The following is a 15,866-nucleotide window of genomic DNA, read 5'->3' as shown; positions in this document are numbered from 1 at the left end:
AGAATTTTCTACGTTTCCGTGTCAACTATCATCCCTTCCGGACCTCCCCCTATTCTATTAGGGGTAGCTGTCCGGAAAAAATGGGGCACCTCNCCCGTCCAGCCTGCACCGGCCGCGAGCCGTGGTCTCCGCGTGGGGGCGCGAGTTCGGACACGTTGATCGCCATAAAGTGGGCGAACAGACAAAACCCCGGGGCTTGCCGCCTGAGCGGTAGAGGCCATCCGGGGTCTACACGGCCACTGTAGAAGATCCGGTGCACCTATGCCCAGCCCCTGCCACTGTCCCACGCTGCCGGACTCCACCGAGCGCCGGCCGAGAATCATCAGCGACCGCGCTAGACTTCTGAACTAGTTCAGATATCCTCCTGTCATGGTCGCCTCCGCTGCCCGTGTCTCCTTCCCCTACAGCGACCTCCTGCGAGAGCCGAAGCGCGTCCTCGCCTTCATCGACCAAGGCGAAGCCGTCGAGCTCGCCAGACGAGACGGCCCAAACCTGCGCATCGAGCTGGCCGACCGAGCCAGCGACGTCGAGGAAGCGTTGGCGATCACCGCCCGCATCCTGCGCGCGACCCTCCACGAGCCCGCCGCCAAGCAGACCCTTGAGCACGTCCTGGCCGAGGTCTTCCCCTGGATCGAGCTGCTCCCGGAGCACGAGCAGACCGAGTGCGTCACCACGTTGCTACGCAGGCTCCAGGCAGGCGCGGAGGCCGGTGTGCTCGCCCCCTTCACGCAACTCGTCCACGAGTGGCGCCAGACCGCTGCCATCCACGCCGATCCGCATCTCGCGACAGAACTCACCAGGCCGCTGCCCGGAGACGGCCCAGAATTGAGCCCACCCCTGTGACCCGCCGCGGAGACCGTGTTCCCCGTCCCGCCGACCCCGACAAGTGGGACCTGTTCGCCGCCGACAACCCGGCAGGCGAAGGCTGGGACAGTCTGTGCCGAAGCCATCCCTCGGCGGCACGCGCCGCCTTCGATGCCATCCAGCGGGACCCACGCCATCGAAACCAGCGACAGCATCCGCTGAAAGGCTCACTCGGCACCCGCAGCATCGGCGGTCGTCCGCTGCCCCAGTGGCAGTACGAAGCGACCGGTGGCGGACGCATCTGGTACTGCATCGACGACGACAGGCACCGCATCTGGATCACGCATGCAGGCGCTGCCCATCCCAAGGTCACCGAATAGGGCCGGCCCAGGGAGCCCGAGACTCAAACTGCCGTACCTAGGTCATAAGTGAATATTCTACAAATTCGGCCAGATCGCCCACGTCCACACACCCACCGCGATCAAGAACCAGGACGCACGCTTCGACAGAGTCACCCCACCAGCCTCGCACCGGCCGCGAGCCGTGGTCTCCGTGTGGATGCGCGAGTTCGGACACGTTGATCGCCATAAGGTGGGCGGACAGACAAAACCCCGGGGGCTTGCCGCCTGGCCGTAAAGGCGTCCAGCGGTAGAGGCCATCCGGGGTGTCCACCGCACAGTGTAGAAGACCGGTAGCTCGATGTCGAAGGCCCTGACCCCGTCGCACGCCTTCGCGGCCCAGATCCGGCGCAGGCTGAGCGCCGAGCGCCTCGATCCGTACGAACGGGCCTGCAATCACGACCTTGAGCAGGCCGTGGCCCTGTACGAGTGGAACAGCAGCATCAGCGCCGCCTTCCACGAGGTCCTCGGACTCTTCGAGATCGTCCTGCGCAACACCTTGCACGACCAGCTCACTCGCTGGCATCAGCGCCAGCGAAGATCTGGCCAGTGGTACGACGACCCGATCGGCATCCTCGAAGCCCATCGACGGCAGGACGTCGCCGACGCCTACGCCAGGCTGCGGCGCGACGGGAAGGTCATCACGCCCGGTCGGATGATCGCCGAGCTGACGTTCGGCTTCTGGCGCTACCTTCTGACCAGGCGATACGAGACAACCCTGTGGACTCCCGCACTCCGCCGCGCGTTTCCGAACCTCCGCCCGGCGCAACGATCCCGGATCTACAACCCTGTCGNCAGCCTCGTTCGGCTCCGCAACCGCGTCGCGCACCACGAACCGATCCACAACCGACCGCTCGCGACCCTCCACCATGATCTGCTGCGTGTCGCCGGGCNCCTCGACGGCGGTGTCGAAGAGTGGATCCGCAGCCGAAGCCGAGTGCCCGCTCTCCTACTGTCACGACCGCCGCACCCGGCTGCAGTACCTAGGCCATAAATGAATGTTCTACAAATTCGGCCAGATGGCCCACGTCCACACACCCACCGCGATCAGGAACCAGGACGCACGCTTCGACAGAGTCACCCGTCCAGCCTCGCACCGGCCGCAAGCCGTGGTCTCCTTGTGGGAGCGCGAGTTCGGACACGTTGATCGCCATAAAGTGGGCGAACAGAAAAACCCCGGGGCTTGCCGTCTCAGCGGCGAAGCCGCTCAGCGCGGACGACCAACATCACGAGACCCGCGCGGATCTGACACCGGTAGAGACAGGGGACAGCAGGACGTCGCGGGCGCAGGCGCCTGGTTGGGCCGCGGCAGAGAGTCAGCACGCCCGGTCGGATGATCGCCGAACTGGCGCTCGTTCCTGGTCGCCCGTATCAGCAGGACCCGACCGGCTGGCACGGGAACGACCTAGACTGAGCGCGTGACCGGACGCAGTCGGCCTCCTGTGCCCAGCCAGCCAGACCGCCCAGCGGTCCCCCGAGCGCACCGGCGGTGACGCCCCACGACGCACCCGCTCCCCAGGCGCACGGCCACGATGCCGGCACCGGCGTCGGTGAAGCGGCGCCAGCGGGGCGGAGCGGGGGGCGGCCCGTGCTGTTGACGGTCGACGACGACGTCAACGTCTCGCGGGCGGTCGCCCGCGATCTGCGCCGCCGGTACGGCGGTTCATGGCGGATCGTGCGTGCCGAGTCGGGGCCGCAGGCGCTGGAGGCACTCCGGGAGATCAAGCTGCGCGGGGACGAGGTGGCCGTCATCCTGGCGGACTACCGGATGCCCGGCATGAACGGCATCGAGTTTCTGGAACAGGCGATGGACCTGTTCCCAGCGGCCCGGCGCGTACTATTGACCGCCTACGCGGACACCAACGCGGCGATCGACGCGATCAACGTCATCGACCTCGACCACTATCTGCTCAAGCCCTGGGACCCGCCGGAGGAGAAGCTCTNCCCCGTCCTGGACTCGCTGCTCGATGCCTGGCGGGCCGCGGACCGCCGGCCGGTCGCCGAGACCAGGGTGGTCGGGCACCGCTGGTCGGCCCGGTCATACGAGGTGCGCGACTTCCTGGCCCGCAACCATGTCCCGTACCGCTGGTATCTGGCCGACGAGCCGGAGGGCAAGCGGCTGCTGGCGGCGGCGGGAGCGGAACCCGACTCGATCCCATGTGTGATCACTACTGACGGCACCGCGCTCGTCAACCCGAGCGACGTCGAGCTCGCGAACCGGGTCGGGCTTGTCACCGCGCCGGCGGGCGACTTCTACGACCTGATCGTGGTCGGCGGCGGGCCGGCGGGCCTGGGAGCGGCGGTGTACGGGGCCTCCGAGGGTCTGCGGACGCTCCTCGTCGAACGGCACGCGACCGGCGGCCAGGCCGGGCAGAGCTCCCGGATAGAGAACTACCTGGGGTTCCCGGATGGGGTCTCCGGCTCGCAGCTGACCGACCGGGCCCGCCGCCAGGCGCTCAAATTCGGTGCGGAGCTGCTGACCACCGCCGACGCGGTCGCGCTGGAGACCGCCGGGCCCGCCCGGCGGCTGGTGCTCGGCGACGGCGGCCGGATCGACGCTCACGCGGTGATCCTCGCGACCGGCGTCTCCTACCGTCAGCTCGACGCCCCGGGCCTCGGCGACCTGACCGGCCAGGGGGTCTTCTACGGCTCCGCGCTCACCGAGGCGCCGAGCTGCAGCGGCGAGGACGTCTACATCGTGGGCGGGGCGAACTCCGCCGGGCAGGCGGCGATGTACTTCGCCCGGCACGCACGGTCGGTCACGATGCTCGTCCGGGGCTCCGGGCTTGCGGCCTCGATGTCGCACTACCTCATCCAGCAGATCGCGGCCGTCGCGAACATCACGGTCCGGACCTGCACCGAGGTCGTGTCGGCGCACGGCACCGACCATCTCGAAGGCCTCGTCCTGCGGGACAGGACGACGGGCGAGACGGAGAAGGTCGACACGCACTGGCTGTTCGTCTTCATCGGCGCCGCACCCCGCACCGACTGGCTCGACGGCATCGTCGCCCGTGACGAGCACGGTTTCGTGCTGGCCGGGCCGGATCTCGTCGTCGACGGCCGGCGGCCTGCCGGCTGGGTCCCGGACCGGGATCCATACCATCTCGAAAGCAGCCTGCCGGGTGTGTTCGTGGCGGGCGACGCGCGTGCCGAGTCGGTCAAGAGGGTCGCCTCGGCCGTGGGCGAGGGCGCGATGGCGGTCGCGCTGGTGCATCGTTATCTGGCCGGGCGCTGATCGCTCACGGGACTCGCCCACAGGACGCCGACGGGCGCGCGGCTCCGTTCGTCCGCCGGGCAGGGAGGCTGACATGGCAGACCCCGCCGAGACCGCTCAGGGGCCGGGCCCGCAGGGGGTCGAGCTGCCCTGTGACCTGGACGAGCTGCGCAGCCTGTTCCTCTTCGAGAAGCTCACCGACGAGCAGCTGGACTGGATCTGCCGCAACGGCCACGTCGAGCTGATCCAGCCCGGGCCGGTGTTCCGCGANGGCGAGCCGGCCACCTGCTTCTACGTGCTGGTCGAGGGCTCCCTGGTGCTCAGCCGGCGCGTCGGCGACGACGACGTCGAAGTCACCCGCACCGACCAGCGCGGCGTCTACGCCGGTGCCTGGTTCGCCTACCTCGGTGACCGGCTGCCCCAGCTTTACAACAACTCGATGCGGGTCACCTCACCGTCACGTTTCGTCGTGCTGGACGGGGAGGCGCTGGCCCAGCTCATGCGCGAGTGGTTCCCGATGGCCGTCCACATGCTCGAAGGGCTGTTCTTCGGGTTGCAGAACCTCCAGCAGCAGACCGGCCAGCGGGAGCGGCTCCTCGCGCTCGGCTCGCTGTCAGCGGGCCTGACCCACGAGCTCAACAACCCGGCCGCCGCCGCGGTGCGGGCAACCGCGTCGCTGCGGGAACGGGTCGCCGGCATGCGGCACAAGCTGGGTCTCGTCGCGGCCGGGCCGTATGACCGCCCGGCGTTGGCGGCGCTGATCGCCCTGCAGGAGGAAGCGGCGGAGCGGGTCGGCAAGGCTCCCGCGCTGACGCCGATGGAGACCAGTGACCGGGAGGACGGCATCTCGGACTGGCTCGACGACCACGGCGTCGCGGGTGGGTGGGAGCTGGCGCCCACCTTCGTCCAGGCCGGTTTCGACGTCGACTGGCTGGAGCGGGTGGCGGGCACGGTGGCCCCACAGATCCTGGAGGGCGCGGTCCGCTGGCTGATGTACACCGTCGAGAGCGAGCTGCTGATGAAGGAGATCGAGGACTCCACGAACCGGATCTCCGACCTGCTCGCCGCGACCAAGCAGTACTCCCAGCTCGACCNGGCGCCGTACCGCCAGGCCGACATCCACGAACTGCTCGACAGCACACTGACCATGCTGGGCGCCAAGCTCGCGGGTGTGCGGATCGTGCGCGACTACGACCTGGCCCTGCCGGAGATCCCGGTCCATGCCGCCGAGCTCAACCAGGTCTGGACGAATCTCATCGACAACGCAGCGGCGGCGATGGCGGGCTCGGGAACACTTTCGGTCGTCACCGCCGCGGACCACGACCACCTGGTGGTCGAGATCCGGGACACCGGGCCGGGGGTTCCGGCCGCAATCCAGGACCGGATCTTCGAGCCGTTCTTCACGACCAGGCCGGTCGGCGAGGGCACCGGGCTGGGCCTGGACATCTCATGGCGCATCGTTGTGAACCGCCACCACGGCAACCTGACCGTGACCTCGGTGCCCGGCGACACCCGCTTCCGGGTCGCTCTGCCGCTGCGGCCCGAGGCCACGAGCCCGCTGGCGCTCGGCGCGGAGGCCGCGGGCGAGGCCGCGGCGGACCCCTCCCACCCGGGCTGACTGACCGCGCGGCGGCGCCGCGAGAACCGTCAGCGAACTTTCCACAGAGTTACCGGCACGCCCGACCGACGACCCACCGCAGCCAGAATCACACCATCGGCGGAGAAGTCCATCTCGGCGTCGCGTGCGATATCGCAGACGGCGCCATGCCGGCGAGGGGACTGCGGATCAGTCAGATCCCAGACCTGCACGCCGAACCGGGACGTGGCCGCCAGCATTGCCGAGTCCGGCGAGAACATCAACGGGAACTCTGCCCCCGGCAGCACTGCGAGCGGGCGGGCGGCGGCCGGCTCGGAGACATCCCACAGGTGAACCGAGGGGTCATAACGAGCGGGCATCTCCTCCTCGTATCGGCCGACCGCCAGGATTCGCGAGTCCGGCGAGAGTGAAACACCATCGATCTCGGAATGATAATCAGAGTAGTGATCCCCGAGCCAGCCGACCTGGCTGGGCTCCGCCGGATTCGTGATGTCCCACAGCTCGACGGTCGTACCGGTGACGGCGACCAGCACCGTGCTCACCTCGGCCGCCTCCGCCGATGCCCGGCGCTGATAGGAGAACGTTCTTTTCAGTCCCAGGGGACTGGGAACACCGAGGTTCCACGCGTGCCCCCCATGCCACGCATACTCCCCGACCGCCCCCGGCGGGGTGACATACGGCGTCTCGTCGCAGCGTTGCGGCTCGTCGACAGGACGGGGCGAGGTCGGGTCNGCGATATTCCAGAGCTGACCCACACGACGGTGCACCGCCCGAAAGACGACGGAAAGTTTCGTCCCATTGCCCGGGAAGGACACTGCATCCGCGTCCTTGATACCGGGGATAGTTCCCACCAGCCGGGCCGCAGTTGGCTCGGCGAGATCCCACAGGCGCACCGAGTCTGGATGGCAGGCGGCGAGGAGAACATTCGCCGGAGCGAACTTGATCGAGCTCGCCTCCGGCAGCCGACCCACGCTGCGGGGATTACGGCCGGCCACACCCGGATCGATGCCCCGGCCATCATCGGTCGAACCGCTGACTTCAGGATGATCATCCATATTGCCAAGGTAACACTTCACCGACCGGGAACCGCGACTTCTCTTCACCTCGGCGCTCCGACCGGCCACCGGAGCCCGGACGGCCAGGGTATGGCTACGGCTCTTCTCTCGACGCATCCCTGAACAGTCACGGGTGCTTCTCGTTGTCGCTTTACGCCGAGTAGGCGTTCCCGACGGGCGCGCTAACCATGTCAACAAGGCGACACCCCGCTCGCCCCTGACTCGTGACCAGAACGGATGACAGTAGGATCATGACCCTGTCCGCGACAGCCGGGCGGAGCATCCACTCGCCTCGACTGCATGGATACAAGCCAGGCAGCGGCGTCGACGGCGCCAGCATTGTTTCACGGGGGTAACAGCTTATGGCAGCCGCACCNTGCCCACATGGAGTGGTCGAGGACGAGAGACAGCGCTGTCTCGTCTGCAGCGCGGAACGGGAGTCCCAGGAGAACGGTTTCATGGCCGTCCTCAACCTCTTCCTGCGGCTGGATGCGTGGCGGATTTTCTTCCAGACGTACCGACGCATCATTCCCAGCCCCACCGCGCGCACGATCGAGCTGTTCGAGGAAGGCGACTTCCGTTCGGCCATGAAATTCGGTGAGGTTGCCATCACCGTCTCCACGATTGCCGCCCTCTCCACCCTGATAAAAGGAAAGGAACTGCTGACCGAGCTGCTTTATCCGCTTTCGATGAGCGTGAGCATGGTGGGCGGCCTGATCCTTTTCTACTGGATGACAAAAAGGCGATCACCNGTGCGGCGGACGTCACGGGAAGCCGTGCTGATGGCGATGCTCATCGTGGGCTTCGTCACCCCACCCATCTTTGCCGTCACGCTTGCCCTGCTACTCGTTCCACCGTCCTCCCTGTCGCCCGCCCTGTCTCTCGCGATGATCCTCGCCCTCTGGCCGGTGATCATCGCGGTGCTGGTTCACGACCTGCGGTGCTGGAAGTACTTCTGGCGCCTGCGTAAACGCCGAATCCTTTTCAACCGCTTCGCGGCCGGCATAGTTCCGGGCATTGCCGGCACGTCGATTCTTCTCCTGCTCGGCATCGACCCGATGGCGACGGCGGAGCGCCGGCAGCCGGCGGCCGCGTCGTCGGGCGCGACGGGGACGACCACCTACTCGTCGAGAATACCGATGCCGCCGGCACCGTCAGCGACCTCCCGGCAGCCTTTCTCATCGCCGGTGCCACGGATCCCACGAGCGCCGGGCATACCGTTTTCTCGCTGTCAGGCCGTCATCGAAAACGAGCATCCTTTCACGGAGGGGCTCGTCAGCTCCTTTGCATGCCTGCCCACCGACCTGACCGGCCCCGAAGCGTCCTACCTCTACCGTTACGACACCCGAGAACACCTGTACGCGATTGTCGCCACGCTGATCGGCGATCTCCCGTCGGACACCTGCCCAGCGGCGGCAGCGCAGACCTACACCAACACCGGAAAGCACAGCGGCCGGCTCGCGTGCTACCTCACCGCCGACGACCGGAATGCGATTCTGTGGACCGAGGACGACGAGCTGACGATCACCATCGGACTTTCGACGCGACTGTCGCCCGAGGAACTGCTCAGCTGGCGGCATACCGTGGTCAACACGGACCTTCCGGGATGATCCGCGCCCGCCGGCAGGCCAGCCACCCTTCCCCCCTCTGGCCCTGCCTGCTGTCCCACTGACCGGCGGATGGGGGCCGCGCAGGGTGGCTGGCGTACCGGTGCGGCCGCGCGCGTGTCCGCATCCACGTGGTGCGGCCTCAACGCTAGCGCCCCGCAGGTGCCCAGGTGCCGGATTCGCCGAGAAGACAGCCTCGCGGCCGTCATCCGATCCAGGTAGGCGCCAGCGGCCCCGGACCGGGCTGTTTCGCGGCGGCACCGCCGAACCGGGGGGATTCGCGACGGCGCCCCGGTGGCGAGCACCAGGGTTACCTGCGAGCATTCCCGTCGCCGCGCTCCGGCGTTCCCGTGAGCACGATGTCACCGCTTTGTCCGGGACATCCCCCGAAGATGAGGTTGCCAGATCAGATGAGTGGCGATTCGACTGTCCACGACGTGACATACCAGCTGTTGCGGTCGCTTGGGATGACGACCGTGTTCGGCAACCCGGGCTCGACCGAGCAGTCATTTCTCCGGAACTTCCCGCGGGACTTCACCTATGTCCTGGGACTGCAGGAGGCGACCGTCATGGCCATGGCGGACGCCTTCGCGCAGGCGACCCGCCGGCCGGCNTTGGTCAACCTGCATTCGTCCGCTGGTCTCGGGCATGCGATCGGCAGCCTGGTCTCGGTCTACGACGCGCATACTCCGCTGATAGTGACGACCGGCCAGCAGCATCGCGAAATGGTGATCGGCGAGCCTTTCCTGAGCAACCGGGAGGCGACGACCCTGCCCAGGCCNTGGGTGAAGTGGTCGTATGAACCACTCCGCGCACAGGATGTCCCCGAGGCATTCATGCGGGCCTATGCGATCGCGGCGCAGCCACCGGCGGGTCCGGTCTATCTGTCCATACCGTTCGACGACTGGAACGTCCCGCTGGAAGGCCCGCCCGTCGTCCGGAGCGTGAGCACCGTGTGCGCGCCCGAGCCCGAGCGGCTGCGTGGCTTCGCCCGGCGTCTTTCCGCGAGCCGGCGGCCGGTTCTGGTCATCGGCCCGGAGGTGGACCGCGCCGGCGGCTGGCACGCCGCGATCGCGCTGGCCGAGAAGCTGCGCGCACCGGTGTTCGGCGCGGCCCTGCCCGACCGGGTCTCCTTCCCTGAGGATCACCCTCTCTACCAGGGCCGGCTGGGCATGTCGCAGCGGGCCGTCAGCGAGATGCTCGCCGGGTATGACCTCGTCGCGGTCATCGGCGCGGCGGTGTTTCGCTACTACCCCTACTCGCCCGGCGACATCCTGCCGGCGGGTGCGGACCTGATTCAGATCACCGGCGACCCCGACTCGGCCGGGACCGCCCGAGTCGGCGACAGCATCCTGGGGGATCCTCGGATCGCGATCGAGCTCCTCACCGAGCTGGTGGACGACGGGGCCGACCGCTCCCAGGCCCGGCCGATGCGGCGCTCGCGCGATCTGCCGAGGGTTCCGGGCGGTCCGCTCGGCGGGGAGGAGGTCCACGCGATCCTGAACGCCGCCCGCCCACGGGAGGCCGTGATCGTCTACGAGTCGACGTCGACGATGGAGCAGCAGGTCGAATGGCTGCCCGTCATCGAGCCCGGTTCGTTCTTCGCGACCGCCAGCGGCGGCCTCGGCTGGGGGGTTCCGGGCGCGGTCGGGGTGGCGCTCGGCGACCGGGACCGCGGAGTCCGGCGCCCGGTGATCGCCGTCATCGGGGACGGCTCCTTCGAGTACTCCGTGCAGGCGCTGTGGACGGCCGCGCAGCAGGCGCTGCCGATCGTGTACGTCGTCCTGCGCAACAACGAGTACTCCATCCTCAAGTCGTTCGCCGACCTGGAGCAGACGCCCGGTGTGCCCGGGCTCGACCTGCCCGGTCTGGACATCGCGGCGCTCGCGCACGGTTTCGGCTGCCGGGCGGTCGACGTCTCGAGCGCCGCCGAGCTGGAGAAGGAGGTCACCGCGGCGTTGGAAGCGGACACGCCGACCGTGATCGTGGTGCCCACCCGACCGCAGAAGGTGGCTCTCGGGTGATCCGAAGCGCCCGGGGCGACCGGGGCTGACGTCCGCCGGGTTGGCTCCGGACGATCCCGGCGGGGCCGGCCCCGGCTCCGTCCGGAGACCACAGACCTGGGGGCGTTTTCCGGTACGGGCGGCGCGGCGGCGACTAGCGTGTCCGTCCATGCTCGCCGTGTTCGGATCGCCGGGTCGCTACGTGCAGGGGCGGGATGCCACGGCCGCGCTCGGGCCGGAGATGGCCCGTCTCGGGCTCACCGGCCCGGCGGTGATCGTCACCAGCGCCGCCCCGCTGCATCTGCTGGAGGACGCGTGGCGGACGAGCCTCGACGGCGCCGGCATTCCGTACACGGTGCACCTGTTCGGCGGGGAGTGCAGCGACCAGGAGATCGACCGGGTCGTCTCGGCGGCGCGTGACCCGGAGGCGACGGTGATCGTGGGTGCCGGCGGCGGCAAGGTGCTCGATACCGCCCGCGCGGCCGCGGCGGCGCTGGATGTGCCCGTCGTCACCTGCCCGACGACCGCGTCCAGCGACGCGCCGTGCAGTGCGTTGTCCGTCGTGTATTCCCCGGACGGGGCCTTCGAGCGGTACCTGTTCTATCCGCGCAATCCGGATCTGGTGTTGGTGGACACCACCGCGATCGCGGCGGCACCAGCTCGGCTGCTGGTCGCCGGGATCGGTGACGCCCTGGCGACCTGGTATGAGGCCCGCACGGTGCGGGAGGCCAGGCGGGCCAACCAGCTGCACGGCGCGCAGACGGCCACCGCCGGAGCCCTCGCGGAGCTCTGCCGGCGCATCCTTTTCGACGACGCGCCGGCCGCGATCCGGGCGGTGCGCGCCGGGGCGGTCACTCCGGCCGTCGAACGGCTTGTCGAGGCCAACACGCTGCTGTCCGGTCTCGGCTTCGAATCCGGTGGTCTCGCGGTGGCCCACTCGGTGCACAACGGCCTGACGGTCGCCGCCGAGACGCATCGTTTCCTGCACGGGGAGAAGGTCGCGTTCGGGCTGCTGGTCCAGCTCGTGCTGGAAGGGCGGCCCGAGGAGGAGCTGGCGGAGGTCCTCGCGTTCAGCGCGCGGGTGGGGCTACCGCGCACGCTGGCGCAGGTCGGGCTGGCTGATCCGCCGATCGAGCTACTGCGTGGAATCGCCGTGCGGGCGCTCGCCGAGGGCGAGACCGCGCNCAACGAACCGTTCGACCTCGACCCGCCGATGGTGGTGGATGCCATCCTGGCCGCCGACGCCGCCGGGCGCGGAGGTCGCTGAGCCCGGAGGCCGCCGGGCCCGGTGACCGCGGAGAGGACCGGCGGGTGACCAGGTCGCCTTGCTCAGGCGTGGTCGACTGACCGGCGCACGACAGGCGACGGAAGCGCGACAGAGGTCACGGGTGACCCCATAGCAGCACAATCGCGAGGGGCAGTTATCCTTGACAACAGATTTCCCATCCTCTACTGAGGCTGACCAGAGGAGGTGGCCGCTGTGAATCCTGGCGGGTACTCCAGTAACGGCCGCTTCCTGCTGGTGGACGCCGGCTGATTCTCAGCCCGGCGGCCGGCACGGCCGGAGCCGTCTCCCCGTACTGAAGCGAGACGCCCGGCCATCGGTCCGGCCCCGTCCACAAAACCCGGGTCCTGGTGACCTCCGGGTTCACTGCCGGCAGGTGCGGTCCATCAGCGACGTGTCGGTCTGGGCTGCCGTGGGCGTTTCTTTTCCCTCGCGGCCTGCTCTGGAGTGTGTGTCGGCCCGCCCTTCGCGGTGGCCCGACCGCGGAGGGACCTCTCCCATGAGCGTCAACACCACAACCCGCCTCGCGGTACGCCGGGGATCCGGAGGAGGCCGGCTGGACACGCCGGCCGCCGGCCGGTCCCCCCTGATCGCGGGCCGGGTCGACCGCGAATCTCTCAGCCGAGGTGCGGAGACGATCGCCCGTTTCCTCGGTACCGGCCGCTACCTGGCCATTCAGACCTGTGTGGTGGCTGTCTGGATCGCGCTGAATGTGGCGCTGCCACTGATGCGCTGGGATCCATACCCCTTCATTCTGCTGAATCTGGCCTTCTCCACCCAGGCCGCCTACGCCGCTCCCCTGATCCTGCTGGCCCAGAACCGGCAGGACGACCGGGATCGCGCGACGCTCGCCGAGGACCGGGCCGCCGCGATCAGGATGCGGGAGGACACCGAGTTCCTCACCNGTGAGGTCGCCGCCCTGCGGCTCTCGCAGAGCGACACCGCGACCCGGCAGTACGTGCGCGGCGAGCTGTCCCACCAGCTCGAATCGCTGCGTGGTGACATCGAGGCGCTGTTGCGCTCGACGCTCGTGCCGACACCGACACCGACACCGACACCGGCGCAGGCGCCGGTGGCCGGGGCCCAGCCCCTCCTGGCGACCCCGAACGGATCCGTCCCGCACGCCATGCGGCCGGCGCCCGTGGTGTCGTCCGTATCCGGCACGTCAATGGTCGCCACGCCGACAGCACCCGCGCCGGGATCCCGGAGCCAGACCACCGCAGCGCTTCCGGCCCAGCACATCGTGGGTCAGGGCAGCACACCGGGCGCCGACCCCGCGCTGACGGTCGTTACCCGGGCGGAGACACCAGCCGCGGACGGGGCTACCACTGCGGGCCATCTTTTCCTCCCGACCCGAACTGGTTCGCGGGCGGGGCGAAAAGCACCAATCCGGACGACTCGAACACGTATCCGAGACACGTGACACGGCAAACTCACCAAATGAAGATCGACCGGTAACGTTCGGTAGGTGCATGCCGGCCGGACGCGTCGATCTTGCCACGACCCGCTTGTCCCGCAGCGCGCCGCGGAGCGCCGTGTTCCGCCAGGCCGCACGCATTCCGGGCGACCCGCCGGCGCCTCGGCNGGGGTCCGCCGGTCGGTCCTGGCGACGGCGGGTCTCGCGGCGTCCTTCTTCGTAGTCCCGCTCGCCGCCCTGCCCGCATCGGTCGGCCCGACGGCGGTCGCGTCCGTGTCCGTGTCCGTGTCCGCGGCAGCGGCAGCGGCAGCGGGACCGGAGGGAACTGGCACCGCGCCGGAGCCGGGTGCCCCGGGCACGACAGCGGCGGACCCCGCGGCAGCGGACCCCGCGGCCGCGGACCCGGTGGTTGAGCCGGCCGCTGGCCCTGTCGGCGCTACCGGGGAGACCGTGCCCCCGCCCGACGGCATCGCCGCCGAGGCCTGGCTGGTGGCGGACGCGACCAGCGGGGCGATCCTCGCCGCCCACAACCCCGACCTGCCGGACCTTCCCGCAAGCACGATGAAGATGCTCACCGCGCTCACCGTCCTGCCGGGGCTCTCCCCGGACCGCGAGGTCACCATCAGCGACGAGGCTGCCCAGGTCGACGGGACCAGGGTCGGCCTCGTCCCCGGTGTCCGCTACACCGTGCGCGACCTCGCGACGGCCATGCTCATCGCGAGCGGCAACGACGCCACGGTCGCGCTGGTGGAGGCGGCCGGCGGCCGGCAGGCCGTGCTCGGCCGGATGAACCGGCTGGCCGCCGACCTCGGCGCCCGCGACACCGTGGCGGGTGATCCCACCGGTCTAGACGCGGACGGACAGCGCACCACCGCCCACGACCTGGCGGTGATCGGGCGGGCGGTGCTGAACGAACCGATCGTGCGCGGCTACCTCACCGTCCCGCGGGCCTCCCTCCCCGGCCGCGGTGACGAACGGTTCGAGATCGCGAACCACAACACGCTCCTCGGCACCTACGACGGGACCATCGGGATCAAGAACGGCTACACCGTCGCGGCCGGCGCCACCTTCGTCGGTGCCGCGACCCGGGGCGGACGGACGCTCATCGTCTCCCTGCTGCGGACCGCTCCGGCCTACGCAGTCGACGCGAAGGCGCTGCTGGACTGGGGTTTCGCGCACGCCGCGGACATCCGCCCGGTCGGCCGCCTGGCCGGGCCGTCGCGCGCGGAGGCGGTTGCCGATGCCAGCCCGGGCGGAGCTGGCGGGGACCTGCCAGGAACCGGCGGGGCCGGCGGGGCCGGCGCCGCCGACGGGGCGGACGCTGACCGTGCGGACGACGCGCCCAGCGCCAGGCTCCGGCCGGCGGGGCCGGAGGACGAAGCCGGCGGCGTCGGCCCCGTGACCTGGCTGGCGCTGACCGTCACCCTCGTAGCGTCAGCGCTGACGCTACGCGCGAGCACCGGCCGGCGCTCGCGCACCGCGAGACGGTCCCCCAGGCATTCCGCTCGCCCCAGGGGCGGGCCGGGACGTGGGCGCCCGTCCCGAGTCTCGCCGGTGTCGCGGGCACCGGCTCGGCCTCGGGTACACAGGCCACCACCGGACTACGGCGATGCGGACCTCTCCGACCGGGAGCCCCACGACCACACGCCCTCTGGACGGGCCTGGGCGCCCGAGTCGGCCAGGCCCACCAGGCCGGGAGCACGCCCGCGGACCCGCGCCGGGGGCGGCAGGCACCTGGTTGGACTGCCCTCCCTGATGCCCGACCAGCCACGGGACGACACCGAGGGACACCGCCGCGCCGAACACCGGCGTACCGAGACGCCCCCGTTCGGCACCGCCCGATCGCCTGGCCCGTAGGACTTTCTCGGCCGCCGAGGCCGGGCCGAGGCCGGGGCGAGGCCGGGGCCGAGGCCGGGGCCGGGGCGCGGGCGGGGCGCGGGCGGCCAGGCCGGGCCGTGGTGACAAACCTGTCTGATCGGACGGGGCACCCCGGGTGCCGAGGCGGGTCGCGAGGCCGACGAGCGACCGCTCCCGGCCGGCATCGGGACACCGCGGCCCCGCCCGCTCCGACGTCCACCACCTCGCCCGCGGGCACCTCGGCCCGCGGCCATCCGGTTGCGGCACGGCCACCGGGCCTCCGCCCCCAGCCGGGAACCCCTACAACGCTGCCACCAGGGCTTCAGTAGGCGCACAAGCCCCGAAACAGCCCTCGCCCACCCCCGGCCCGCCCGTCCGCGAATATTCGCCGACTGCGACTGAAGACCTCGTTGTGTCTCCGCTCCCCCCGGGGTTGCAACCCCTCCACCACCGAGGTTGTCAACGCCTCTCCCGAAGAGACACCCAGGTCGGGTAGCCCGGGGGGATCTCACCCCCGGGCTCCCACAGATCCCGGCGTGACAGTCTCCCGTCACCGGGCTCTTGTTATCCTGCCTGCCAGGTGCTCACGGTCCATGCCCAGTGGGCGAACAGCGGCGGTTTACGGCTGG

Annotated in this window: 8 protein-coding genes and 7 pseudogenes; all 15 read left to right on the top strand. The window is 70.0% G+C overall.

Annotated elements, in window-relative coordinates:
- Positions 1–369 precede the first annotated feature (369 nt).
- Complete coding sequence (locus UG55_RS25770) at positions 370–843, top strand: hypothetical protein (protein WP_066074329.1); 474 nt, start codon at positions 370–372, stop codon at positions 841–843.
- A complete protein-coding gene (locus tag UG55_RS25765) occupies positions 840–1,184 on the top strand; it encodes a hypothetical protein (protein WP_066074326.1) in 345 nt (114 codons plus the stop codon). Before UG55_RS25770 ends, UG55_RS25765 begins: the two co-directional genes overlap by 4 nt.
- Positions 1,185–2,790: 1,606 nt before the next feature.
- Positions 2,791–3,145: pseudogene (locus tag UG55_RS43965) on the top strand (response regulator); the annotation flags it as partial.
- A 1-nt stretch (position 3,146) separates the two neighbouring features.
- The coding region (locus UG55_RS25755; protein ID WP_242425120.1) for an NAD(P)/FAD-dependent oxidoreductase at positions 3,147–4,437 on the top strand (1,291 nt) is incomplete at its 5' end.
- 73 nt (positions 4,438–4,510) lie between these two features.
- Positions 4,511–4,686: pseudogene (locus UG55_RS43960) on the top strand (histidine kinase); the annotation flags it as partial.
- A gap of 1 nt (position 4,687) precedes the next feature.
- Positions 4,688–5,510, top strand: a pseudogene (locus tag UG55_RS43955) (histidine kinase); the annotation flags it as partial.
- Position 5,511: 1 nt separating this feature from the next.
- Positions 5,512–6,034: sensor histidine kinase (locus UG55_RS43950; RefSeq protein ID WP_242425119.1), on the top strand; the 523-nt coding region annotated here is incomplete at its 5' end.
- A gap of 1,816 nt (positions 6,035–7,850) precedes the next feature.
- Positions 7,851–8,678 carry a hypothetical protein gene (locus UG55_RS25740; RefSeq protein ID WP_206779437.1) on the top strand — a complete coding sequence of 276 codons (828 nt, stop codon included), beginning with the start codon at positions 7,851–7,853 and terminating at the stop codon, positions 8,676–8,678.
- A 407-nt stretch (positions 8,679–9,085) separates the two neighbouring features.
- A pseudogene (locus UG55_RS43945) lies at positions 9,086–9,288 on the top strand (thiamine pyrophosphate-binding protein); the annotation flags it as partial.
- Position 9,289: 1 nt separating this feature from the next.
- Positions 9,290–9,456, top strand: a pseudogene (locus UG55_RS43940) (benzoylformate decarboxylase); the annotation flags it as partial.
- A 1-nt stretch (position 9,457) separates the two neighbouring features.
- Positions 9,458–10,699 (top strand): thiamine pyrophosphate-dependent enzyme (locus UG55_RS25735; protein ID WP_242425118.1); only part of this gene is annotated, 1,242 nt, incomplete at its 5' end.
- A gap of 148 nt (positions 10,700–10,847) precedes the next feature.
- Positions 10,848–11,862, top strand: a pseudogene (locus UG55_RS25730) (glycerol dehydrogenase); the annotation flags it as partial.
- A gap of 1 nt (position 11,863) precedes the next feature.
- Positions 11,864–11,945, top strand: an 82-nt coding sequence (locus UG55_RS46075) for a hypothetical protein (protein WP_304440454.1), incomplete at its 5' end; no start/stop codon positions are given.
- A 517-nt stretch (positions 11,946–12,462) separates the two neighbouring features.
- Positions 12,463–12,867: pseudogene (locus tag UG55_RS43935) on the top strand (DUF1003 domain-containing protein); the annotation flags it as partial.
- A gap of 681 nt (positions 12,868–13,548) precedes the next feature.
- Positions 13,549–15,237, top strand: a 1,689-nt coding sequence (locus UG55_RS25720; protein WP_313954642.1) for a D-alanyl-D-alanine carboxypeptidase family protein, incomplete at its 5' end; no start/stop codon positions are given.
- Positions 15,238–15,866 lie beyond the last annotated feature (629 nt).

It is taken from the genome of Frankia sp. EI5c, assembly GCF_001636565.1.
GTDB lineage: Bacteria > Actinomycetota > Actinomycetes > Frankiales > Frankiaceae > Parafrankia.
Note: the sequence above shows the minus strand (reverse complement) of the source record. Positions and strands in the feature narration are given on the sequence as shown.